The sequence below is a fragment of the Pseudomonas sp. TE50-2 genome, assembly GCF_040813665.1.
Lineage (GTDB): Bacteria > Pseudomonadota > Gammaproteobacteria > Pseudomonadales > Pseudomonadaceae > Aquipseudomonas > Aquipseudomonas soli.
In genome coordinates this window covers 3,120,557-3,143,830 of sequence record NZ_JBFNXN010000001.1, presented here as the reverse complement: position 1 = coordinate 3,143,830, position 23,274 = coordinate 3,120,557, and the positions used below count along the sequence as shown (strand labels likewise).

The window sequence follows — 23,274 nt, the reverse complement described above, 5'->3', positions numbered from 1 at the left end:
CCATGCAACCGTCCAGCGATTACCCGGTATTGCTGTTCTCCTACGGCACCTTGCAGGACAAGGCCGTGCAACTGGCCAACTTCGGCCGTGAACTGGCCGGCCAGGCCGACCGTATGCCGGGCTATCGCCAGGACTGGGTGCAGATCACCGATCCCGAAGTGCTGGCCACCAGCGGCAAGAGCCACCACCCCATCGTCTCCCCCAGTGAGCGGGCCGAAGACAGCGTCGCTGGCATGGTCTTCCAGATCAGCGAACAAGAGCTGGCCGCCGCCGACCGCTACGAAGTGTCGGACTACAAGCGTATCGCCGTCGGCCTCGCCTCGGGGCTGACCGCCTGGGTTTACGTACGCGCCTGAATGCCTCGGGCGTGGTGATTGATCACACGGAGTGCTTCCCCATGAAAGTCAGTGCCCGCAATGTCTTCGAAGGTACCGTCAGCGCCGTCCAGCCTGGCGCGGTGAATGCAGAGGTCGAGCTGACCCTCGGCGGCGGCGAGAAACTGGTGGCGGTGGTCACCATGGCCAGCCTGCACAACCTCAACATCAACGTCGGCAAGCAGGCCGTGGCGCTGGTCAAGGCACCGTGGGTGGTGCTGATGACCGATGCCGCTGGCTACAGGCTGTCGGCGCGCAACAGCCTCGAAGGCGAAGTGCTGCGGGTCGGCGACGGCGCGGTGAATGCCGAGGTGGTGCTGAAGCTGTCCGGCGGCACCGAGGTGTATGCCATCGTCACCCGTGAAGCGGTGCAGGAACTTGGCCTGAAGCCGGGTGTGAAGGCCACCGCGCTGATCAAGGCCTCGCACATCATCCTGGGTGCCAAGCCCTGATCGAATGCCCGCTTCTACCTTGTCCAGGTAGAAGCGGGATTGCACCGCGATGCTAATCGCGCGGCACATTGGATTAATTCCCCTCCCAGCAGATGAAACTTGTTTAAGTTACGCCTTCCCGGTTGACTTCCCCGCTATGCTTTGCATAAAGTTCACCCGCCCCGAAAAGCGGGCCTTTATTTCAACTCACGAAGAATTCAATGGACACAGTATCTAGTCGCTGTCTGGCAGCTCTTGGCCGCCAGGCACTTGAACCGGAACTCCGGGCCCGCCCCTAGGTCGGGCAAGCCGCGCCAGAGCCTGATGCTCCGCCGTAGCTTGCCGCCTCGGGTGCCCGCCCGGTCGGAGGCAAGCTCATGAACCTCGATATCGCTACCCCTCGCCTGCGCGCCTTTGCGCACAAGGCCCCGTACCGTCCTGTTCGCGGCTGGGGCTTGTCCTCGCCCCTGAAACCGCCCAGTCGATAGCGCGCCCGTTGCTGCCTGCAGTGACGCGCGCGATGCTGTCCGTTCGCTGAACTGACGCCATTTAAATCGTCAGAAACTTCCGAACTTTAAGTAATTAAAGTTCGTTGGATTTCTATTGCCCGCCACTTAACAAATGGAATTAACCGACCATGGAATCAGCCAGTAGAAAGTTCGCTGCCGATCTTATTTCCGGCATTCGCCAGCGAACACGTAAACGTCGGAAAAACCACGTTTTTCATTGTTTGAATCATTGCGACACGGGACACGTTCACTCACCTTCCCCACCGTGAGTCGACTGTGTGTCGTGCCGCCTCCTGCGGCAGGAGCACAGCCAAATGACCGTAAAAGACCGCAACACCCGCAGCAAAGCTGGCGAAGACACCCGCCTGTCCATGCGCGCCGCCCGCGAGGCACGCAACGGCCTGGCCGTGACCCTGGCCAACCTCGATGCCAGCGAACTGGGCCTGACCGAGCACGAAGCCGCCAAGCGCCTGCAGCGCGACGGCGCCAACCAAGTCGCCCATGACAAGCCGCAACCGGCCCTGGTGCAATTGCTCAAGGCCTTGCACAACCCCTTCATCTACGTGCTGCTCACCCTCGCCGGCATCAGCTTCGTCACCGACTACTGGCTGCCGGTACGCGCAGGCGACATGGAAGAAGCGGACCTGACCAAGGTCATCATCATCATGACCATGGTCAGCCTCAGCAGCCTGCTGCGCTTCTGGCAGGAGTACCGTTCGGGCAAGGCCGCCGACGCCCTCAAGGCCATGGTCCGCACCACCGCCACCGTGCTGCGCCGCGAGCGCCACGACCAGCCGGCGCGCTTGCGCGAAGTGCCGATGAACGAGCTGGTGGCCGGCGATATCGTGCAACTGGCGGCCGGCGACATGATCCCCGCCGATATCCGCCTGATCGAGTCCCGCGACCTTTTCATCAGCCAGGCGGTACTGACCGGTGAAGCACTGCCGGTGGAAAAGTACGACACCCTCGGCCACGTCGCGCAGAAGTCCGCCGGAGGCAGCGCAAGCGATGAAAGCGGCCTGCTCGACCTGCCCAACATCGGCTTCATGGGCACCAACGTGGTCAGCGGCCGCGCCCGCGCCGTGGTGGTGGCCACCGGCAAGCGCACCTACTTCGGTTCGCTGGCCAAGGCCATCGTCGGCTCGCGCAGCCAGACCGCCTTCGACCGTGGCGTGAACAGCGTCAGCCGCCTGTTGATCCGCTTCATGCTGGTGATGGTGCCGGTGGTGTTCATGCTCAACGGCGTGGTCAAGGGCGACTGGAGCGATGCCTTCCTGTTCGCCCTGGCCGTTGCCGTGGGCCTGACCCCGGAGATGCTGCCAATGATCGTCAGCGCCAACCTGGCCAAAGGTGCCGTGGCCATGGCCCGGCGCAAGGTGGTGGTCAAGCGCCTGAACGCCATTCAGAACTTCGGCTCGATGGATGTCCTGTGCACCGACAAGACCGGTACCCTGACCCAGGACCGCATCATCCTCGAACACCACGTCGACCCCAGCGGCCACAAGGACCCGCGCCTGCTGGAGCTGGCCTGGCTCAACAGCCACCACCAGAGCGGCGTGAAAAACCTGATGGACCAGGCCGTGCTGCGCTTTGCCGGCGAAGACCAGGGCTTCCAGCCACCCTATGCCTACGCCAAGGTCGACGAACTGCCCTTCGACTTCATCCGCCGCCGCCTGTCGGTGATCGTCAAGGATGCCTTGGGCGACCACCTGCTGGTGAGCAAGGGCGCCGTCGAGGAAATGCTGGCCATCGCCACCCATGTGGAAGAAGGCGGCCAGCGGATCGCTCTGGATGCCGGGCGACGCCAGCAACTGCTGGCCACCGCCAGCACCTACAACCAGGAAGGTTTCCGCGTGCTGCTGGTCGGCACCCGTGACATCCCGGCCGCCGACGGCAAGCCTCAGTACCACACCGATGACGAACGCGAGCTGGTGATCCGTGGCTTCCTGACCTTCCTCGACCCGCCCAAGGAAACCGCCGGCCCGGCCATCGCTGCCCTGCGCGAGATGGGCGTGAAGGTGAAGGTGCTGACCGGCGACAACCCGGTGGTCACCTGCAAGGTCTGCCGCGAAGTGGGCCTGGAGCCCGGCCAGCCGCTGCTCGGGCAGGATATCGAACGCCTGGACGATATCCAGCTCAAGGGGCTGGTCGAAGAGCGCACGGTGTTCGCCAAGCTCACTCCGCTGCAGAAGTCGCGGGTACTCAAGGCGCTGCAAGCCAACGGCCACACCGTGGGCTTCCTCGGTGACGGGATCAACGACGCCCCGGCGTTGCGCGATGCCGACGTGGGCATCTCGGTGGACAGCGGCACCGACATCGCCAAGGAATCGGCCGACATCATCCTCCTGGAAAAGAGCCTGATGGTGCTGGAGGAAGGCGTGCTCAAGGGCCGCGAAACCTTCGGCAACATCATGAAGTACCTGTGCATGACCGCCAGCTCGAACTTCGGCAACGTGTTCTCGGTGCTGGTGGCCAGCGCGTTCATCCCGTTCATGCCGATGCTGGCGATCCACCTGCTGCTGCAGAACCTGATGTACGACTTCTCCCAGCTGTCGCTGCCGTGGGATCGCATGGACAAGGAATTCCTGCGCGAGCCACGCAAGTGGGATGCCCGCAACATCGGTCGCTTCATGCTATGGATCGGCCCAACCTCGTCGATCTTCGACATCACCACCTTTGCCCTGATGTGGTACGTGTTCGCCGCCAACAGCGTGGAAATGCAGGCGTTGTTCCAGTCCGGCTGGTTCATCGAGGGGTTGCTGTCGCAAACCCTGGTGGTGCACATGCTGCGCACCCGCAAGGTGCCGTTCTTCCAGAGCACCGCAGCGCTGCCGGTGATCCTGGCCACCGGCCTGGTGATGTGCCTGGGCATCTACATCCCGTTCTCGCCACTGGGGGCGATGGTCGGGCTGGTGCCGCTGCCGTGGGAATACTTCCCATGGCTGGCCGCTACCCTGCTCGGCTACTGCCTGGTGGCCCAGGGCATGAAGACCCTGTACATCCGCCGCTTCGGCCAGTGGTTCTGAGGGGGTGGGCATGCGCGTACTGATCTGCGCAGGGCGCAACTACGCCGACAACCAACGCTGCCGCCAGGCGCTGGACGCCCTCCAGCGCCAGCAACCGATCCGGGTGCTGATCCACGGCGGCAGCCAGCACCTGGGCGGCGAAATCGAAGGTTGGGCCCGCGAACAGGGCGCCGACATCGTGCGCTATCCGCCCAACTGGCAGTTGCACGGCAAGCTGGCCGAGCGCCTGCGCAACGTCTTCATGCTGCGCGACAGCCGGCCCGACCTGGTGCTGGCGTTGCCGGGCGGCGACGATACCGAGGAGCTGCTGGCACGGGCGCGGGGTTCGGGGATTCCGGTGATCTGCGGCAGGCAGCCACGGACGGCGAGCGCCCACAGTCCCGAGGGCTAGGCCGGACAAAATTCGACGCACTCTTTGCGGCCAACAGGCAGGGAACACCACTAAGCTCTGGCTGGCCGCAGGCTGCGGCTTTCAAGCGAATCCGGAGTACCAGCCCCTGCCAATACTCCCGTCGCAAACCGGCGGGAGGCCCCAGTGTTCAAAATCCAGACCACCGAGCAATTTCGCGCCGACTTCCGGTGGCAACTGAACAGAGGAGCAGACCTTGCCGCCTTCAAGGATGTCGTGCGACGCCTGGAAAAGCAGCTCCCGCTGCCATCCAGGCACTGCGATGGCCAACTGGTGGGGGCGCCCGGTCGCTGGTGCTGCCTCCTCAGTCATGACTGGTGGCTGATCTACCGATGCGACATCGAGGCCGGAACCATCACCTTGGAACAGACCGGCCCGCACAGCTACCTGTTCGAATAGACCCTTGGTTCAGATACCCAATTCCTTGAACAACGCCTCAGCGTTGTCATGCACCTGCACCGTACGCTCACGGTCCTGGACTTCCATTACCTGGCGGGCTCGCTCATTCAACGTCAAGGCCTTCACTTCGAAAGGCAACGCCTTGGTCTGTACAACCTGGACCAGCATCATGCGGATGGCTTGGGAAACGGTGATGCCCATTTCCTCCAGGATTCTTGTCGCGTTGGTCTTCAATTCACTATCGATGCGTGTGCGAACGACTTCGGTATGGGCCATGGATCCACCTCAAACACTTTGTAGCTACGTTGTGACCACATTCTAGACCTCAATGTGGCCCCGTCCAGATACAGCCGTCAGAAAATCGGGCTCACCCGGAAAAACCTCGACGCACTCTTCTCGTCCACCTGCACAGGAGGACCACTAAGCTTTGCCGGGCCGCAGGAGGCGGCCAATCACCTGCAAACACGGAGCCCTAATGTCCCTCGCCCTCGTCCACAGCCGCGCCCAGGTGGGGGTGCAAGCACCCGCCGTCAGCGTCGAAACCCATCTGGCCAACGGCCTGCCCACGCTCACCCTGGTCGGTCTGCCGGAGACCACGGTCAAGGAGAGCAAGGACCGGGTACGCAGCGCCATCGTCAACTCCGGGCTGGACTACCCGGCCCGGCGCATCACCCAGAGCCTCGCCCCGGCCGACCTGCCCAAGGACGGTGGCCGCTACGACCTGGCCATCGCCCTGGGCATCCTGGCCGCCAACGGCCAGGTACCGGTTGCCGCCCTCGACGGCATCGAATGCCTGGGTGAGCTGGCGCTGTCGGGTACGTTGCGTCCGGTACAGGGCGTACTGCCTGCGGCACTGGCGGCGCGAGACGCGGGTCGGGCGCTGGTAGTACCCAAGGAAAACGCCGAAGAGGCGAGCCTGGCCAGCGGCCTGGTGGTATACGCGGTGGGGCACCTGCGGGAACTGGTAGCCCACCTGAATGCGCAACCGGCATTGTCACCCTACGCCGCGAATGGCCTGTTGCTTGAGCAACGCCCCTACCCGGACCTCAGCGAAGTACAAGGCCAGATCGCTGCCAAGCGGGCGCTGCTGGTCGCCGCAGCTGGCGCGCACAACCTGTTGTTCTCCGGCCCGCCGGGCACCGGCAAGACCCTGCTCGCCAGCCGCCTGCCCGGGCTGCTGCCGCCGCTGGACGAGCGCGAGGCACTGGAGGTGGCGGCGATCCGCTCGGTCAGCGGCCATGCCCCGCTCGATTGCTGGCCACAGCGGCCGTTCCGCCACCCCCACCACTCAGCCTCAGGCCCGGCGCTGGTGGGGGGTGGCAGCCGGCCGCAACCCGGCGAGATCACCCTGGCGCACCATGGCGTGCTGTTCCTCGATGAACTGCCCGAATTTGAACGGCGCGTGCTGGAGGTGCTGCGCGAGCCGCTGGAGTCCGGCGAGATCGTGGTGGCCCGGGCCAAGGACCGGGTGCGCTTCCCGGCGCGCTTTCAACTGGTGGCGGCCATGAACCCCTGTCCCTGCGGCTACCTGGGCGACCCCACCGGTCGTTGCCGGTGCAGTAGCGAGCAGATCCAGCGCTACCGCAACAAGTTGTCCGGCCCCCTGCTCGACCGCATCGACCTGCACCTGACGGTGGCCCGGGAAAGCACCGTGCTGACCCACCAGCCCAGCGGCGAGACCAGCGCCAGTGTTGGCCAGCGGGTGGCCGAGGCACGGGAGCTGCAGCAGCGCCGGCAGGGCTGCGCCAATGCCTTCCTCGACCTCAAGGGGCTGCGCCGGCACTGCCCGCTGGAGCCGGTCGACCAGGCCTGGCTGGAGCAGGCCTGCGAACGGCTGACGCTCTCGTTGCGGGCAGCGCACCGGTTGCTGAAGGTGGCCCGCACCCTGGCGGACCTGGAGGGCGCGCAGTCCATCGCCAGGTCGCACCTGGCGGAGGCACTGCAGTACCGGCCCAGCGCCTGATCTTTTACGGCGGTTTCCGCGCAATCACCCGCTGCATCAAGGCTGAGCCCCTTCGACAGACCCACTCAATCAGCGTCATAGCGGGAATATATTTTGCGCGCTAAATATTTGCGCGCATTATTCATCTCAAGCAGCAAGCAGTCGCCAACCCCACTCAGCAGAACCCGGAGAACGATCATGACCCTTCGCAAAGCCTTCGCCGTCACCGTCACCGTCACCACCCTGGCCCTCGGCACCAGCGTCAGCAGCTTCGCCAGCGAAGCCACCCCGTACCGCTATGGCATGGACCTGGACATCGCCAAGGTCGTCAGCGTCGATGCCCCCGTCAGCACCCAAGGCCAGACCAGCACCGCCACCCTGACCTACCGCGACAGCAGCGGCCAGCTGCGCGCCGTGAGCTACGTGCAACCCACCGTCCTCGCCAACCAGAACTGAGCCGCGGCTCGCCCGCCAAAGGAGTTAGAACATGAAACTGTCCCACACCCTGACCGCCGGCCTGCTGGCCCTTGCCGTGAACAGCGCCTTCGCCGCTGGCAGCCCCGGCGTCGAGCACACCACTCAAGGCTTCCTCGACGCCCTGGCCGCCGGTGGCGGCAAGCCGCTGGAGACCCTCGCGCCCAAGGATGCTCGTGCGGTGCTGAGCGGTGCCCAGGCCGGGGTGAAGGTCGATGTGTCGGGAATCCGCGTCGAACGCCGGACCATCCAGGCCGACGGCCAGCCGCTGGAGATCCGCGTGGTGCGGCCCGAAGGATCCAAGGGCGAGCTGCCAGTGTTCATGTTCTTCCACGGCGGCGGCTGGGTGCTGGGCGACTACCCCACCCACGAACGCCTGATCCGTGACCTGGTGGTGGGCTCCGGCGCTGCGGCGGTCTACGTCGACTACACGCCGTCACCGGAAGCGAAGTTCCCCACCGCGATCAACCAGGCCTACGCCGCCACCCGCTGGGTCGCCGAGCACGGCAAGGAGATCGGTGTTGACGGTAGCCGCCTGGCGGTAGCCGGCAACAGCGTCGGCGGCAACATGGCCGCGGTGGTGGCACTGAAGGCCAAGGAGGCCGGCACGCCGAAGCTGCGCTTCCAGGCCCTGCTGTGGCCGGTGACCGACGCCAACTTCAACAACGCGTCCTACAACCAGTTCGCCGAAGGCCACTTCCTGACCCGTAACATGATGCAGTGGTTCTGGGACAGCTACACCACCGATCCGCGCCAGCGCGACGACATCCACGCCTCGCCACTGCGCGCCAGCCTCGAGCAGCTGAAAGGCCTGCCACCGGCCCTGGTGCAAACCGCCGAAATGGACGTGCTGCGTGACGAAGGCGAGGCTTACGCCCGCAAGCTGGACGCTGCCGGGGTGCCGGTGACCGCCGTGCGCTACAACGGCATGATCCATGACTACGGCCTGCTGAATGTGCTGAGCACCGTGCCCGGTGTACGCAGTGCCATGGACCAGGCGGCACAGGCGCTGAAAGCCCATCTGCAGTAAGCAGTTGATCGCCCGCTCCTACGCAGGTATCAGACCTTCGTGGGAGCGGCGATGCGGCGGCCCGACTTGCCCCGCGATTGATTCAGCAAAGGTCCTGCTTTCAGAACGCTGCTTCCTGTAACCCCAGGATTGTCCTGTATCCCTTGTCCCCCGAAAATGCCCGCCTCTTTCATCGATGGCATAAGCTGTTGCATCAAACGCTGCCGCACGCAGTTCAAGGAGTCCGAGCAATGCCACACGAAGGCAGCCTTCTACAAACCGCCGTCATCTTCCTCCTCGCCGCCGTGGTCGCCGTGCCGCTGGCCAAGCGCCTGCAACTGGGCGCCGTGCTCGGCTACCTGCTGGCCGGCGTGGCCATCGGCCCGCAGGCCCTGGGGCTGATCCGCGACACCGAGAGTGTTGCGCACATCTCCGAGCTGGGCGTGGTGTTGCTGCTATTCATCATCGGCCTGGAGCTTTCCCCACGACGCTTGTGGCTGATGCGCAAATCGGTGTTCGGCGTCGGCACCGCCCAGGTGGTCCTGACCGGCGCGGTACTGGGCGCCATCGCCCTGTTCGGCTTCAGCCAGACGCTGCCCGCGGCCATCGTGCTCGGCCTTGGTCTGGCCCTGTCGTCCACCGCGCTGGGCCTGCAGAGCCTGGCCGAAAGCAAGCAGCTCAATGCGCCGCACGGTCGGCTGGCCTTCGCCATCCTGCTGTTCCAGGACATCGCCGCCATCCCGTTGATCGCCCTGGTACCGCTGCTGGCCGCCAGCGGCCCCGACACCAGCCACGGCGACAGCCTCGAGCATGGCCTGAAGGTGTTCGCCAGCATCGCCATCGTCATTGTCGGCGGCCGCTATCTGCTGCGCCCGTTGTTCCGTATCGTGGCCCGCACCGGTTTGCCAGAAGTGTCCACCGCCACCGCGCTGCTGGTGGTGATCGGCACCGCCTGGTTGATGGAGGAGGCCGGCGTGTCCATGGCCCTGGGCGCCTTCCTCGCCGGCCTGCTGCTGGCCGACTCCGAATACCGCCATGAGCTGGAATCGCAGATCGAGCCGTTCAAGGGCCTGCTGCTGGGCCTGTTCTTCATCAGTGTCGGCATGGGCGCCAACCTGCGCCTGCTGCTGGAAATGCCGCTGGTGCTGCTGGGCCTGACCCTGCTGTTGATCGGCGTGAAGCTTGCGTTGCTGATCGGCGTCGGCCGTCTGGCCGGCGGCCTGAACAGCGCCAGCGCCCTGCGTCTGGGAATGGTGCTGGCTGCCGGCGGCGAGTTCGCCTTCGTGGTGTTCAAGCTGGGCAAGGACCAGGGCCTGTTCGACACCCAGACCTACGACCTGCTGCTGATGACCATCACCCTGTCGATGGCGCTAACGCCGCTGCTGATGCTTGGCTGCGCCCGCGCCTTGAAGCGCCCGCAGCCCGCCCGCGAGGTGCCCGAGCAGTACAAGGCCATCGACGCTGGTACACCGCGCGTGGTGATCGCCGGCATGGGCCGCATGGGCCAGATCGTCGCGCGCATCCTGCGGGCACAGAAGATCCCGTTCATAGCCCTGGAGACCTCGGTGGACGCCATCGAGATGACCCGCATGTTCGAACAGGTGCCGGTGTTCTATGGCGACCCACTGCGCCCCGAAGTGCTGCACGCGGCCAAGGTTGGCGAGGCCGAGTATTTCATCATCACCATCGACGACCCCGAAGTGGCCATTCACACCGCGGAGCGGGCCAAGCGCCTGTACCCGCACCTGAAGGTGATCGCCCGGGCACGTAACCGTCAGCATGTGCACAAGCTGATGGACGTGGGCGCCGACCCGATCCGCGAGACGTTCTATTCCAGCCTGGAGATGAGCCGCCGCGCGCTGGTCGGGCTGGGGCTCACCGAAGCACAGGCGACAGACCGCATCGCCCGGTTCACCGAGCATGACGAACAGGTGCTGGAAGCCCAGGGGCAGGTACGCGACGACCGGGCCAAGGTGATGCAGACGGCCAAGGAAGCGCGGGTGGAGCTGGAGCGGTTGTTTGCGTCGGATGAGGATTAAGGCTCAGGCGAACGCCAGCCGCTCGATAGGTGGATGCTCGCGGTGCGCGGCCTGCCACAGGTCGTAGGCCGCCTGTTCGGCCAGGTACTGACGGGCACTGCCGAGACCGGCCAGTTCGAGGCGATAGGCCAGGTCTGCTGAAATGGCTGCGTGGCCGTTGAGCACTGTGGATAACTGACCACGTGAGTAGCCCAGGTGGCGGGCCAGGGAGGAGACGTTCATGCCAATGGCGGGCAGGACGTCTTCGCGCAGGGCTTCGCCTGGGTGGGGAGGTTTGTGCATGATTGTCACTTCGTTATTGAAATCTGGGGCCGCTTTGCGGCCCCAGTTCAAACAGCAGATCGAGGTCTCACCCTACGCTGATGATCCAGCCACCAACGGGGTTCCTACGCCAGTTCTCGCCACTGGATAGCAACTGGTTTCGCGCTCGCCTGAAACCATACAACAGCGAGAGAGAAGATCAACCGAGAAGCCTCCGACAAGCTTGAAGGAACATGTTCTAAAAACGCTCGAATCTGCCGAACTCATCCATGTCCTACGTGAGCTGAAAACCTTTCCCACTGGGCAGCCTACCGCCCAAGAAATACCCTACAAGGTCTGTCGATACCCTTCTGATTGTCCGGGGAAATCATGCCCTCTAGGCTGACCGGGTCGCTGTCGGTTCAGCGATCGGGCGTGGAAACCCGGCTGGTTGGTTATCGGATTATCTGTCGTGACGGCAGCTGTACGCGGGAGGCCGCAAGGCCTGCCGGGGTTCTCCGATGACCTGGTTTTCCACCCCGTGTACAGCCGCCACCCTTCGCGTGGAAACGGACGGTGCCGGTCAATTTCTATCGGAGCTTGACCATGAAAAAAATCGTCCCCGACCCACCCCTTCCCGACACCCGTCACCACCCCTTCGGCAAATGCGACGCCGGCCACCCACCGCTGTTCGCGGTCAACCCCAATATCAACGCCCACGACGCCCTGGTGCATGTCGCCGAGTACCTGCGCAGCGCCTACAACGTTGGCTACAAGGCTCTGGACCATATGGATGAAACCGGCAGGAGCCTGCTGTGGGCCAGCCTGCATGGGATCGAGATGGCCGAGGGCCTGACCGAGGCGATGCTGGAGGGTATCGAGTCGCCCTGAGCGACATTGCCTTCAAGGGAGTTGGATGAAGGCCATCACCGCCCGGTAGACTGCGCCCCACTACCCCGGCGCGCTGTGGAGATCGCCCCTTGGAAGACCTCAACTCCCTCTACTACTTCACCCAGGTGGTCGAGCACGGTGGCTTTGCCCCGGCCGGGCGGGCGCTGGACATGCCCAAGTCCAAGCTCAGCCGGCGTATCGCCGACCTCGAGGAGCGCCTCGGCGTGCGCCTGCTGCACCGCACCAGCCGGCATTGCTCGCTGACCGAGATCGGCCAGGCCTACTACAACCGCTGCCTGGCCATGCGCGTCGAGGCCGAGGGCGCTGCCGAGATCATCGAGCGCAACCGCAGCGAACCGAGGGGGCTGGTGCGCATCAGTTGCCCGACCACTCTGCTCAACTCCTGGGTCGGGCCGATGCTCACCCGCTACATGCTCAAGTACCCGCAGGTAGAGCTGTTCATCGAGAGCACCAACCGCCGCGTCGACCTGCTGCACGAGGGCTTCGACGTGGCGCTGCGGGTGCGCTTCCCGCCGCTGGAGAACACCGACATGGTGATGAAGGTGCTGAGCAACAGCACCCAGTGCCTGGTCGGGCATCCGTCGTTTCTCGAACAGCTTGCCGAAGGCTTCGACCCGCAGCAGCTCAGTGAGCTGCCCAGCGTCCATTGGGGCAGCGCCCAGCGTGAGTACCAGTGGGAGCTGTTCCAGGGCGAGGACATGAGCGAAAGGCTGGTGATCCCGCACACGCCGCGGATGGTCACCGATGATCTGTTCGCCTTGCGACACTTCGTGGTGGCGGGTGTGGGGATCGCGCACTTGCCTCGGGTGGCGGTGCGCGAGGACCTGGCGGCGGGGCGCCTGGTGGAGATGCTGCCGGCCTGGCACCCGCGTTGCGGCATCGTGCATGCGATCTTCCCGTCGCGGCGCGGGTTGCTGCCGTCGGTGCGGTCGTTGATCGATCATCTGGCGGAGGAGTTCGCCATCAGCGACATGGCGTAGTACGCCATCGCGGCCCGACTTGCCCCGCGATCAGGCCATCAGAACGCGAAGCAGGAACACCCCAACGCACCCCAGAAGCCCTGGTAATCACTCACCGGCACACTGGAATGCCGCGCCTTCTCATGGCTGTGGGCATGCACCCCGCACGGCCCGACGCACTGGTGCAGCGCCGCCGCCATCGGCGCACCGGCGCGCCAGTGCCCCGGCACCTTGGCCACCGGCGACCACTCGGGCAACACCGGCACCTGCGCCGGGCCCAGCTTGTCGAACTCGGCGGCGCCGTACACCACCTTGCCGTCGACAACGGTCAGCACCGACTCGATGCCCTTGATCGCCTCTTCATCGACGCTGAAGAAGTCCAGCGACAATGCCGCCAGGTCCGCCAGCTGACCGACCTTGATCTGCCCCTTCTTGCCCTGCTCGCTGGAGAACCAGGCGCTGCCGTGGGTGAACAGCTGCAGCGCGGTCTCGCGGCTCAAACCCTCCGGGTACAGCTCCAGGCCACCGACAGTCTTGCCGCTGACCATCCAGTACAGCGACGTCCACGGGTTGTAGCTGGACACCCGGGTCGCGTCGGTACCGGCTCCCACCGGCACGCCCATGTCGAGCATGCGTTTGATCGGGGGGGTGTGCTCGGCGGCCTTGGCGCCGTAGCGGTCGACGAAGTATTCACCCTGGAAGGCCATGCGGTCCTGGATGGCGATACCGCCGCCCAGCGCCCGCACCCGCTCGATGTTCTGCGGGGTGATGGTCTCGGCATGGTCGAAGAACCATGGCAGGCCATTGAACGGAATGTCGCGGTTGACCTTCTCGAACACGTCGAGCATGCGCGAGATCGACTCATCGTAGGTGGCGTGCAGGCGGAACGGCCAGCGCTGCTCGACCAGGTGGCGCACCACCGGCTCCAGCTCCTGCTCCATGGTGTGCGGCAGGTCCGGACGCGGTTCGAGGAAGTCCTCGAAGTCGGCGGCGGAGAACACCAGCATCTCGCCGGCACCGTTGTGGCGGAAGAAGTCGTTGCCGTCGCCCGGCTTGACCTTCTGCGTCCAGTTCTTGAAGTCGGTGAGCTCTTCCTTGGGCTTCTGGGTGAACAGGTTGTAGGCAATGCGCACGGTCAGCTGGTCGTTGTCGGCCAGTTCCTGGATCACCTGGTAGTCGTCCGGGTAGTTCTGGTAGCCGCCGCCGGCATCGATGGCGCTGGTCAGGCCGAGGCGGTTGAGCTCGCGCATGAACTGGCGGGTGGAGTTGACCTGGTACTCCAATGGCAGCTTCGGTCCCTTGGCCAGGGTGGCGTAGAGGATCGTGGCATTGGGCCTTGCGATGAGCATGCCGGTGGGGTTGCCGAACTTGTCACGCTGGATCTCGCCACCCGGCGGATTCGGCGTGTCCTTGGTGTAGCCCACGGCCTTGAGCGCGGCGCGGTTGAGCAAGGCGCGATCGTACAGGTGCAGCAGGAATACCGGGGTGTCCGGCGCGGCCTGGTTGATCTCTTGCAAGGTGGGCATGCGCTTTTCGGCGAACTGGAATTCGTTCCAGCCGCCGACCACGCGCACCCACTGCGGGCTCGGCGTGCGCTCGGCCTGGTCCTTGAGCATGCGCAGGGCGTCGGCCAGCGACGGTACGCCTTCCCAGCGCAGTTCGAGGTTGTAGTTCAGGCCGCCACGGATCAGGTGCAGGTGTGAGTCGTTCAGGCCTGGAATGACGGTGCGCTGTTTGAGGTCGATGATCTGTGTGGCGGCGACCTTGTGGGCCATGGCTTCGGCATCGCTGCCCACGGCGAGAAACTTGCCGTCCTTGATGGCAACGGCACTGGCGGTGGGCTTCTCGCGGTCAACGGTGTGCAGCTTGCCATTGAACAAGATGAGGTCGGCGGACATGGGATCTCCTGAAAGGGCGGCATGGGCTGAATCGGTGAACGGCAATGCGCTCCACAAGGCGCCAGCGGCACCGAGCACGGTGCTGGTGGCGAGGAACTTGCGGCGGCTCTGGTCGGTAGGGTCCTGGCTCATGGTGCTCTCCGTCCGGGTGGGTGATCGGCAGGCGGTTGAAGGCTAGCAATGGATCACGGCGGGCGCTCAGCGGCGCAGCCAGCCGGCACAGCGGCGCGTCACCCAGGGCATGATGTAGAACACCACGGGCAGGATGACGAACAGGTTGGTGATCAAGTTGCCGGTGATCTGGCCACCCAACAGCGGATAGCGGGCAAACAGCGGCGCCAGTAATTGCGGAATGACCAGGGTCATCGGGCAGATCACCAGGTAAGTGAGCACAGCCTGCTTCCAACGCGGTGGCTGCGAAGCGCCTGTGGCGCTTGGGGTGAACCAGAACTCCGGATCATCATGCACCTGGGTCTGGTCGCCCTCCTCCAGCAGCGGCAGCACTTCGGCCACCAGCGCTTGGCGCTCGGTGGAGTCGACCCAGGCCTGCAGCTGGCTAGCTTCGGCAAAGCGCACCACGGTGGTGAACTGGCGACCACCGTCGTCAGGGCGAATCACGTTGACGTCCAGATGGCCCGGTTGCCGACGGGCCACGCCGACGGTGTGGCGCAGCCAGGTTTCATAGCGTGCCAGGGCTTCGGCGCGGACCTTGTGCTGGATGACCAGCGTGACCACGGTGCTGTCGTTCATCGCGGCGTACCTGAAAGGGGTGGGGCCAGGCACCGGGCCGGTGCCTGGCGGGGCGGCTTACTTGCCGGCAGTCAGGGCGTTGTAGCTGGTGATCAGGTTGCGGTAATCAGGGATGTGGTTGGAGAACAGCGCCGCCAACCCTTCGACGTCGTTGCGCCAGTCGCGGTGCAGCTCACAGGCCACGCCGAACCAGGTCATCAGCTGGGCACCGGCCTGGCTCATGCGGTCGTGGGCAGCGTCGCGGGTCATTTCGTTGAAGGTGCCGGAGGCGTCGGTGACCACGAACACATCGAACTCTTCTTCAAGGGCCGCCAGGGCCGGGAAGGCCACGCATACTTCGGTCACCACGCCGGCGATGATCAGCTGCTTCTTGCCGGTAGCCTTCACTGCCTTGACGAAGTCTTCGTTGTCCCAGGCGTTGATCTGGCCGGGGCGGGCGATGTAAGGGGCATCCGGGAACAGCTCTTTGAGCTCCGGCACCAGCGGGCCGTTGGGGCCTTGCTCGAAGCTGGTGGTGAGGATGGTCGGCAGGTTGAAGTACTTGGCCAGGTCGGCCAGGGCCAGCACGTTGTTCTTGAAGCGGTCCGGCTCGATGTCGCGGACCAGGGACAGCAGCCCGGCCTGGTGGTCGACCAGCAGTACGGCGGCGTCGTCTTTGTTCAGGCGGTTGTATTTGAAGTTGTTCATTGCCGGTGCTCCTTGGGTTTCGATCTTCAGTGGGTTGGGTGTTTCGCGTTGATGGGAGAAGATTAAAACCAGGACCTTTTCGGCGGTAGATAGTGAAATTTGGCTTTAGCGTTCTGTTTTACGAACGATAGATTGGCATTGCCTGTTCTGGCCTTATCGCGGGGCAAGTCGCATCCAGTCATTGCCCGCCACCCCAACCTGCTCTATTACTACCCACAGCCCTCCCCTGCACCGAGACCACCATGCTGGCGTTCATCCAGTCGTACCCGCTGTTGCTCGGCACCTTGCTGATCTTCCTCGACTTGTTGCTCTGGCAGTTGATCCCGCTGCAGCACAGGGTCTGGCGCATCGCCACGCGGCTGGTGATCTTCCTGTTGTTCAGCGCGGTGTTGCTGACGGCCGGTATGAGCCCGCTGCAACCGCCACCCTGGGCCGACGACGTGTCACGCAACCTGATGGCCACGGTGCTGGCGATCGGCTGGTGGCTGTTCGGCGCGCGCACGGTGACCGTGGTGTTCGGCCAGTTGCTGGTGGCCCGCGGCAGCCACGGTGGGCGCCTGCTGCAGGATGTGCTGGGGGCGTTGATCTTCCTCGCCGCGGTGGTGGCTGCGGCGGCCTATGTGATGCAGCTGCCGGTCAAGGGGCTGCTGGCCACCTCAGGGGTCATGGCCATCGTCATCGGCCTGGCGCTGCAGAGCACCCTGGCCGACGTGTTCTCGGGGATCGTGCTGAACACCACGCGGCCCTACCAGATCGGCGACGCGATCTCGATCGACGGCACCGAGGGCAAGGTGGTCGATATCGACTGGCGGGCCACCCGACTGATCACTGGCAACAGCAGCCTGGCGGTGATCCCCAACTCGGTGGCGGCCAAGGCCAAGATCCTCAACTTCAGCCGCCCGGCCGAGGTGCACGGGGTGTCGATCAGCGTGGTGGTGCCGGCCAAGGTGCGCCCGCAACGGGTGTTCGATGCACTGGAGAAGACCCTGCAAGGCACCAGCATCCTACTGGACAAGCCGGCGCCCAAGGTCACGGTAAAGGCTTCGACACTGGAGTCAGTGGAGTACGAGGCCAGCGGCTTCATCGCCGAGATGTCGCGCAAGACCGAAGTGCGCAACCAGTTGTTCGACCTCGCTCACCGCCACCTGGAAGCCAGCGGCGTGACCTGGAACACCGAGCTGGGCGCCCCGGTGCGCAGCCGCCAGCGCGAGCTGCTGGACGAAGTGCGGGTGTTCCGCTCGCTGAGCAACGAAGAGCGCGACGCCCTGAGCCAGCGCATGACCACGGTGGAATACCTCGCTGACCAGGTGATCCTCGACATCGGCGAGCGCTCGGAGCATGTGCTGCTGATCAGCCGCGGCGTGGTGCTGGCGTCGGTTCGCGATGGCGAGCGGCTTATCGAGGGTGGCCGCATGGGGCCCGGCGAGGTGCTCGGGCTCGAGGGCCTGGTGGATGACGAAGCCTCGCCTGTCGAGTTTCGCGCCTTGAGTGGCTGCATGCTGTATCGCATCGACAAGGAACAGGTGCGTGGGTGTCTGGCCGAAAGCGGCGATGTGAAGTCGGCACTGACCAAACTGCAGCGGTTCCGGCGGCAGAAGCGCGAGTCGCTGTTGTTGCAGAAGCCGGCGGTGGTGAAGAAAGGCGGGTTCCTGAGCTGGCTGCATAAGTGAGCCTGTCGCGGCGCAAGTCGGGCCGCCGCGATGGCGATTACAGCACCACCCGCAGGCACTGCCCGGCGTGATACAGCGAGAACCCCGACTCGTAGAACGCCGTGCGCAACGATGGCGCGCTCACCGGCTTCATCGGCGAGAACGGAATCGGCAGGCTGTCCGGGTCGTCCTTGAGCAGAAACTCCGCAAAGGCCCGGCCGATCACCGTGCCGGTGGTGTTGCCCCGCCCGTTGTAGCCGGTGACCGCCACCAGCCCCGGCGCCGGTTCGAACAGGCGCATCAGGTGGTCTGGAGTGAAGTCGATGCAGCCGGTCCAGTGCATCTCCCATTCGACCTTGCCCAGCGCCGGGTAGTAGTGGCTCTGGATGCGGTCGGCCCAGCTGCGCACGAACCACGCGGGCTTGTTGTCGACCCGGCCAAGGCTGCCGAGCAGCAGCCGGCCCTGTTCGTCGCGGCGAATACTGCTGAGCACGGTGCGGGTGTCCCACGAGCCCTGGCCATGGGGCAGGACCTGGTCGGCGGCGGCGCCGTGCAACGGCTTGGAAGCGACCTGATAGTAGTAGCCGCGGAAGAAGTGCTTCTGCAGGTTGCTCCAATCGCCTTCGGTGTAGGCACCGGTGGAGATCACCACCTTGTCGGCACGCACTGCGCCGCGCGCCGTTTTCACCCGCCAGGCATCGCCATCGCGCTCCAGACCTTCGACCGCAGATTGCTGGAACAGCTTGCCGCCCAGCCGGGTCACGGCAGCGGCCAGGCCCTGGGTGTAACCCATGGGGTTGATGGTGCCGGCGCGGCGGTCGAGCAGCGCGGCGGAAATCTTGTCGGTACCGCAATATTCCTGGCATTGCGCGCCGGTCAGCAGCTCGACGTCGGCGCCGCGCCGGGTCCACTGCTGGTGGCGGGCTTCGAGGTCGGCGATGCCGGTGGCATTGTGTGCCATGTGCAGCGTGCCCTGGTGCCGGGCCTGGCAGTCGATACCCAGGCGCTCGATCATGGCGAACACTTCGCCCGGCGCCTCGCCGAGCACCTTGTTCAGGCGCCCGCCCTGCTTGTGCCCGAGGGTGGCCTCGACGTCGTCGGGGCGGATCCAGGTGCCGGCGTTGACCAGGCCGACGTTGCGCCCGGAGCCGCCATGGCCGATCTTCCAGGCCTCCAGCAGGATCACCGTCTTGCCCTGCTCCAGCAGATGGATAGCCGCCGACAGGCCGGTGATGCCGCCGCCGATCACGCAGACATCGGCCTTGTGCTCGCCGGCCAGGGCCTGGGCGGCAACGGTCGGCTGGGTTAGGTGTTCCCACAAGCATTCTTGACGCAGTTCGGACATGACCGGCTCCAGCAGATTTTATTCTTGTTGCGGCCCATCGTCGCGGTTCGTCGCCACGACAAGCCGGCTCCCACAGAGATCGACGCGGTCGCTGTGGGAGCCGGCTTGCCGGCGAAACGGGGGCAAAGCCCCCGCGACGATCATCAGTCGAACACGATCCCTTGCGCCAGCGGCAATTCGCGAGAGTAGTTCACGGTGTTGGTCTGACGACGCATGTAACCTTTCCAGGCATCCGAACCAGACTCACGGCCACCGCCGGTTTCCTTCTCGCCACCGAACGCCCCGCCGATCTCCGCGCCGCTGGTGCCGATGTTGACGTTGGCGATGCCGCAGTCGCTGCCCGCAGCGCTCTGGAAACGTTCGGCCTCGCGCAGGTCGGTGGTGAAGATGCACGACGACAGGCCTTGCGGCACTTCGTTGTTCAGGCGCAGGGCCTCTTCGAAGTCGTCGTAGGCCAGCACGTAGAGGATCGGCGCGAAGGTCTCGTGGCGCACCACCTCGCTCTGGGCCGGCATCTCGGCAATGGCCGGCGACACGTAGTAGGCGTTCGGGTACTGCTCGGCCAGCTGGCGCTCGCCACCGAATACTTGCCCACCTTCGTCGCGGGCCTTGGCCAGCGCGCCCTGCATGGCATCGAACGACTGCTTGTCGATCAGCGGGCCGACCAGGTTGTCCTTGCGCGGGTCACCGATGCGCACCTTGCCGTAGGCGGCTTTGACACGGGCGACCACGTCGTCCTTGATCGAACGGTGCACGATCAGCCGGCGCAGGGTGGTGCAGCGTTGGCCGGCGGTGCCCACGGCAGAGAACAGGATGCCGCGCACGGCCAGGTCGAGGTCGGCGCTCGGGGCCAGGATCATGGCGTTGTTGCCACCCAGTTCGAGGATGCTGCGGCCGAAGCGCGCCGCCACACGGGGGCCCACTTCGCGGCCCATGCGGGTGCTGCCGGTGGCACTGACCAACGCCACGCGCGAATCGTCGACCAGTGCTTCGCCTGCGTCACGGCCACCGATCACCAGTTGCGCTACACCTGCAGGGGCGTCGCCGAAGGCTTTCAGGGCTTTGTCGAACAACGCCTGGCAGGCCAACGCGGTGAGCGGGGTCTTCTCGGACGGCTTCCACACCACCGCGTTACCCGCCACCAGCGCCAGCGCGGTATTCCACGCCCACACCGCCACCGGGAAGTTGAAGGCGCTGATCACCCCGACCACGCCCAGCGGGTGCCAGGTTTCACGCATATGGTGGCCCGGACGTTCGGAGGCGATGGTCAGGCCGTACAGCTGGCGCGACAGGCCGACGGCGAAGTCGCAGATATCGATCATTTCCTGCACTTCGCCCAGGCCTTCCTGGGTGATCTTGCCTGCTTCGATGGACACCAGCTCGCCGAGGTCGGCCTTGTGCTCGCGCAGCACCTCGCCGAACAGGCGCACCAACTCGCCACGACGAGGGGCCGGCACGCTGCGCCAGGCTTCGAAGGCCTGTTGCGCCTGGTCGATGCGGGCAACCGTGTCGGCCTTGCCGAGCAACTTCACCGAGGCGATCTGGCTGCCGTCGATGGGGGTATGGACAGGGTAATCACCCTGGGTGTGAGCCGCGGCGGCAACGCCAAGGCGCTCGAGCAATCCAGCAACCATCGTGCTTCTCCTTACATCGGGTGAAGGGGTTGAAAATGTCGTGGGTCAGTATTAATCCGATTACTCGGGTGCAACAAACGACCTTTATTCCGCATATCATTCCGTCAGGTAATGATTTCAGCCGCCGAGACCGCTTATGTCCAAACGCCTGGTACCGTCCATGACCGCCCTGCAGTGCTTCGAGGCCGCAGCCCGTCACCTGAGCTTCACCCGCGCCGCCGAGGAACTGCACCTGACGCAGAGCGCGGTGAGCAAGCAAGTGGCGCAACTCGAGGAGATGCTGCGCCATCACCTGTTCCTGCGCATCCGCCGCCGCCTGCAACTGACGCCGGCCGGCAGCCTGTACCTGGCCGAGGTGAACAAGATCCTCACCCAGGTGGACATGTCCAGCCGCTATGTCCTGAGCTACGGCTCGCAGACCGAAGTATTGAAGGTAGCCACTCAACCGAGTTTCGGCGTGCGCTGGCTGATCCCGCACCTCAAGGGCTTCGGCAAGCGCCACCCCAACCTGCACCTGGACATCCGCAACGAGATGGAGCCGTTCGCCCTGCTGCAGGGCTCGGCCGACGTGGTGTTCTTCTATGGCCAGGGCACCTGGCCCGGGGCCACCTGCATCGAGCTGTTCGGCGAAGAAGTGGTGCCGGTGTGCGCGCCGGAGCTGTTGCAAGGGCGCACGCTGCCTGACGCCGGCGCGGTGGCGGAGCTGGTGCTGCTGCAGAGCACCTCGCGACCGCAGGCATGGCACGAATGGTTCCTGGAGCAAGGGCTGCATACCGACAACAGCTACCATGGGCCGCGCTTCGATACCTTCTACATGGCCTTGAGCGCGGCGCAGGCCGGATGCGGGGTGGCATTGGTGCCCAGTTACCTGGTGGCCAAAGAGCTGGCCGAGGGCAGCCTGGTGCTGGCCTGGGACCACGCGATGAAAAGCAATGGCGCGCATTACCTGGCGTATGCCGAGCATGCGGCGGAGGTGCCCAAGGTGCGGGCGTTGGTGGAGTGGGTTGCCGAGCAGATCCAGCGGCGCGACCACTGACGCCATCGTGAGAGCGGGCTTGCTCCGCTATGGGGTCGTCAAGGTCGATCAAAAAAGGAATGAAACCCGCACTTTTTTTCGCTTGTACGGCATCTCCATTCCCAGCTTTCATGTAAGTGTCCTCCACTCACCCAGGAAGCTTGCGATGCCCGCCCACGATTTCGTCAGCCCCGACAGCATCCGTGCGCAGTTCTCTGCCGCCATGTCGCTCATGTACAAGCAGGAAGTCCCCCTGTACGGCACGCTGCTTGAACTGGTGAGCGAAACCAACCGGCAGGTCATGGCCGCGCAGCCCAAGGTGGCCGAGGCCCTGCGCTGGACCGGCGAGATCGAACGCCTCGACCAGGAGCGCCATGGCGCCATCCGCGTGGGCACCGCCGAGGAGCTCGCCACCATCGCCCGCCTGTTCGCGGTCATGGGCATGGCACCCGTCGGCTACTACGACCTGAGCTCGGCCGGGGTACCGGTACATTCCACCGCGTTCCGCGCCGTGCACGAGCAGTCGCTGCATGTCAGCCCGTTTCGGGTGTTCACTTCGCTGCTGCGCCTGGAACTTATCCACAACCCGCAACTGCGCAAACTGGCCCAGGGCATTCTCGACAAGCGGCAGATCTTCACCGCCCGTGTGCTGGAACTGATCGTCCAATGCGAACGCGATGGTGGCCTGAACGCGAGCGATGCCGAGACCTTCGTCCAGGAAGCGCTGCACACCTTCCGCTGGCACCAGGACGCCACCGTCACTGCCGAGCAGTACCAGCAACTGCACGACCAGCACCGCCTGATCGCTGATGTGGTGGCGTTCAAAGGCCCCCACATCAACCACCTGACACCACGCACCCTGGACATCGACGCCATCCAGCTCGGCATGCCGGCCAAGGGCATCCCACCCAAGGCCGTGGTCGAGGGGCCGCCCACCCGGCGCCAGCCGATCCTGCTGCGCCAGACCAGCTTCAAGGCGCTGCAGGAAAAGGTTGCTTTCAGCGATTCCCAAGGCAGCCACACGGCGCGCTTCGGCGAGATCGAACAACGCGGCGCGGCGCTGACGCCCAAGGGGCGCCAGCTGTACGACCGCCTGCTGGACGCGACCCGCGCGGCCCTGGGCGGCGTGCCGGCCGAGGCCAATGCCGAACGCTACATGACCCTGCTCGCCGAGCATTTCGCCGAATTTCCGGACGACCTGGGCCAGATGCGCGAACAAGGGCTGGCCTACTTCCGCTATTTCGCCACCGACAAGGGGCTAGCGGCGCGCGGGCAGCCCGGCCGCCCCACTACCCTGCAAGGGCTGATCGATGCCGGGCATGTGCATTACGAGGCGCTGGTGTACGAAGACTTCCTGCCGGTGAGTGCGGCGGGGATCTTCCAGTCCAACCTGGGGGATGATGGCCAGGCCGACTACGGCAGCAATGCCAACCGCGAGGCCTTCGAGCAGGCGCTGGGGCTGAAGGTGCAGGATGAATTGGCGCTGTATGCGCAGAGCGAGCGTAGGTCGTTGCAAGCGTGTGCGCAGGCGTTGGGTCTGAGCACGATGTAGGACTTCGCAAAGCCGGGGCCG

21 protein-coding genes are annotated in these 23,274 nt (G+C 65.0%); 14 read left to right on the top strand and 7 right to left on the bottom strand.

What is annotated here, in order from left to right:
* Nucleotides 1-2: 2 nt before the first annotated feature.
* The 5 genes from AAHK21_RS14310 to AAHK21_RS14290 all read left to right on the top strand — a co-directional run bounded on the left by AAHK21_RS14310 (nucleotide 3) and on the right by AAHK21_RS14290 (nucleotide 5,148).
* Nucleotides 3-356, top strand: a complete 354-nt coding sequence (locus tag AAHK21_RS14310; RefSeq protein WP_367857574.1) for a gamma-glutamylcyclotransferase family protein — start codon at nucleotides 3-5, stop codon at nucleotides 354-356.
* 41 nt (nucleotides 357-397) lie between these two features.
* Entirely contained in the window at nucleotides 398-826 is a 429-nt protein-coding gene (locus AAHK21_RS14305; RefSeq protein ID WP_031316465.1) for a molybdopterin-binding protein, read from the top strand.
* 802 nt (nucleotides 827-1,628) lie between these two features.
* Nucleotides 1,629-4,340, top strand: a complete 2,712-nt coding sequence (gene mgtA, locus AAHK21_RS14300) for a magnesium-translocating P-type ATPase (RefSeq protein WP_367857573.1) — start codon at nucleotides 1,629-1,631, stop codon at nucleotides 4,338-4,340.
* Between the two features lie 10 nt (nucleotides 4,341-4,350).
* Nucleotides 4,351-4,731, top strand: coding sequence for a DUF2493 domain-containing protein (locus tag AAHK21_RS14295; RefSeq protein WP_367857572.1), 381 nt, complete (start codon nucleotides 4,351-4,353; stop codon nucleotides 4,729-4,731).
* Between the two features lie 144 nt (nucleotides 4,732-4,875).
* Entirely contained in the window at nucleotides 4,876-5,148 is a 273-nt protein-coding gene (locus tag AAHK21_RS14290; RefSeq protein WP_367857571.1) for a type II toxin-antitoxin system YafQ family toxin, read from the top strand.
* Nucleotides 5,149-5,157: 9 nt separating this feature from the next.
* Here AAHK21_RS14290 and AAHK21_RS14285 read toward each other — a convergent pair whose 3' ends face one another.
* Entirely contained in the window at nucleotides 5,158-5,424 is a 267-nt protein-coding gene (locus AAHK21_RS14285) for a type II toxin-antitoxin system RelB/DinJ family antitoxin (RefSeq protein ID WP_046853667.1), read from the bottom strand.
* 199 nt (nucleotides 5,425-5,623) lie between these two features.
* Between AAHK21_RS14285 and AAHK21_RS14280 the strand changes: the two genes are divergently transcribed.
* The 4 genes from AAHK21_RS14280 to AAHK21_RS14265 all read left to right on the top strand — a co-directional run bounded on the left by AAHK21_RS14280 (nucleotide 5,624) and on the right by AAHK21_RS14265 (nucleotide 10,612).
* The gene (locus AAHK21_RS14280; RefSeq protein WP_367857570.1) at nucleotides 5,624-7,111 is read left to right on the top strand and encodes a YifB family Mg chelatase-like AAA ATPase; all 1,488 of its coding nucleotides are present in this window, start codon (nucleotides 5,624-5,626) and stop codon (nucleotides 7,109-7,111) included.
* Nucleotides 7,112-7,288: 177 nt separating this feature from the next.
* Nucleotides 7,289-7,546, top strand: a complete 258-nt coding sequence (locus AAHK21_RS14275) for a DUF2790 domain-containing protein (RefSeq protein ID WP_367857569.1) — start codon at nucleotides 7,289-7,291, stop codon at nucleotides 7,544-7,546.
* A 31-nt stretch (nucleotides 7,547-7,577) separates the two neighbouring features.
* Nucleotides 7,578-8,594 carry an alpha/beta hydrolase fold domain-containing protein gene (locus tag AAHK21_RS14270; protein ID WP_367857568.1) on the top strand — a complete coding sequence of 339 codons (1,017 nt, stop codon included), beginning with the start codon at nucleotides 7,578-7,580 and terminating at the stop codon, nucleotides 8,592-8,594.
* A gap of 230 nt (nucleotides 8,595-8,824) precedes the next feature.
* On the top strand, nucleotides 8,825-10,612 hold the full coding sequence (locus AAHK21_RS14265; RefSeq protein ID WP_217867839.1) for a monovalent cation:proton antiporter-2 (CPA2) family protein: 1,788 nt from the start codon (nucleotides 8,825-8,827) through the stop codon (nucleotides 10,610-10,612).
* Nucleotides 10,613-10,615: 3 nt separating this feature from the next.
* Here the strand turns inward: AAHK21_RS14265 and AAHK21_RS14260 are convergent, their stop codons facing one another.
* On the bottom strand, nucleotides 10,616-10,894 hold the full coding sequence (locus AAHK21_RS14260) for a HigA family addiction module antitoxin (protein ID WP_367857567.1): 279 nt from the start codon (nucleotides 10,892-10,894) through the stop codon (nucleotides 10,616-10,618).
* 564 nt (nucleotides 10,895-11,458) lie between these two features.
* Here AAHK21_RS14260 and AAHK21_RS14255 point away from each other — a divergent pair.
* On the top strand, nucleotides 11,459-11,743 hold the full coding sequence (locus AAHK21_RS14255) for a DUF3077 domain-containing protein (protein ID WP_367857566.1): 285 nt from the start codon (nucleotides 11,459-11,461) through the stop codon (nucleotides 11,741-11,743).
* 89 nt (nucleotides 11,744-11,832) lie between these two features.
* Nucleotides 11,833-12,744 carry a LysR substrate-binding domain-containing protein gene (locus AAHK21_RS14250; RefSeq protein WP_367857565.1) on the top strand — a complete coding sequence of 304 codons (912 nt, stop codon included), beginning with the start codon at nucleotides 11,833-11,835 and terminating at the stop codon, nucleotides 12,742-12,744.
* A 38-nt stretch (nucleotides 12,745-12,782) separates the two neighbouring features.
* On the opposite strand, the gene AAHK21_RS14245 is transcribed toward AAHK21_RS14250, so the two are convergent.
* From AAHK21_RS14245 to ycaC, 3 genes are all read right to left on the bottom strand, one after another.
* Nucleotides 12,783-14,753 carry an amidohydrolase gene (locus AAHK21_RS14245; protein WP_367857564.1) on the bottom strand — a complete coding sequence of 657 codons (1,971 nt, stop codon included), beginning with the start codon at nucleotides 14,751-14,753 and terminating at the stop codon, nucleotides 12,783-12,785.
* Between the two features lie 66 nt (nucleotides 14,754-14,819).
* Nucleotides 14,820-15,371 carry an antibiotic biosynthesis monooxygenase gene (locus AAHK21_RS14240; RefSeq protein WP_038707131.1) on the bottom strand — a complete coding sequence of 184 codons (552 nt, stop codon included), beginning with the start codon at nucleotides 15,369-15,371 and terminating at the stop codon, nucleotides 14,820-14,822.
* Between the two features lie 57 nt (nucleotides 15,372-15,428).
* Nucleotides 15,429-16,058 carry an isochorismate family cysteine hydrolase YcaC gene (ycaC, locus tag AAHK21_RS14235; RefSeq protein ID WP_046853656.1) on the bottom strand — a complete coding sequence of 210 codons (630 nt, stop codon included), beginning with the start codon at nucleotides 16,056-16,058 and terminating at the stop codon, nucleotides 15,429-15,431.
* 242 nt (nucleotides 16,059-16,300) lie between these two features.
* Here ycaC and AAHK21_RS14230 point away from each other — a divergent pair, with 242 nt between their 5' ends.
* Entirely contained in the window at nucleotides 16,301-17,728 is a 1,428-nt protein-coding gene (locus tag AAHK21_RS14230; protein ID WP_046853655.1) for a mechanosensitive ion channel domain-containing protein, read from the top strand.
* A gap of 37 nt (nucleotides 17,729-17,765) precedes the next feature.
* Here the strand turns inward: AAHK21_RS14230 and AAHK21_RS14225 are convergent, their stop codons facing one another.
* Entirely contained in the window at nucleotides 17,766-19,052 is a 1,287-nt protein-coding gene (locus AAHK21_RS14225) for an NAD(P)/FAD-dependent oxidoreductase (RefSeq protein ID WP_367857563.1), read from the bottom strand.
* Between the two features lie 143 nt (nucleotides 19,053-19,195).
* Nucleotides 19,196-20,686, bottom strand: coding sequence for an aldehyde dehydrogenase family protein (locus AAHK21_RS14220; RefSeq protein ID WP_110697014.1), 1,491 nt, complete (start codon nucleotides 20,684-20,686; stop codon nucleotides 19,196-19,198).
* A gap of 136 nt (nucleotides 20,687-20,822) precedes the next feature.
* Between AAHK21_RS14220 and AAHK21_RS14215 the strand changes: the two genes are divergently transcribed.
* Together AAHK21_RS14215 and AAHK21_RS14210 are read left to right on the top strand one after the other, a co-directional pair.
* Nucleotides 20,823-21,722 carry a LysR family transcriptional regulator gene (locus AAHK21_RS14215; protein WP_367857562.1) on the top strand — a complete coding sequence of 300 codons (900 nt, stop codon included), beginning with the start codon at nucleotides 20,823-20,825 and terminating at the stop codon, nucleotides 21,720-21,722.
* Nucleotides 21,723-21,867: 145 nt separating this feature from the next.
* Nucleotides 21,868-23,253, top strand: coding sequence for a VOC family protein (locus AAHK21_RS14210; RefSeq protein WP_367857561.1), 1,386 nt, complete (start codon nucleotides 21,868-21,870; stop codon nucleotides 23,251-23,253).
* Nucleotides 23,254-23,274: the final 21 nt, after the last annotated feature.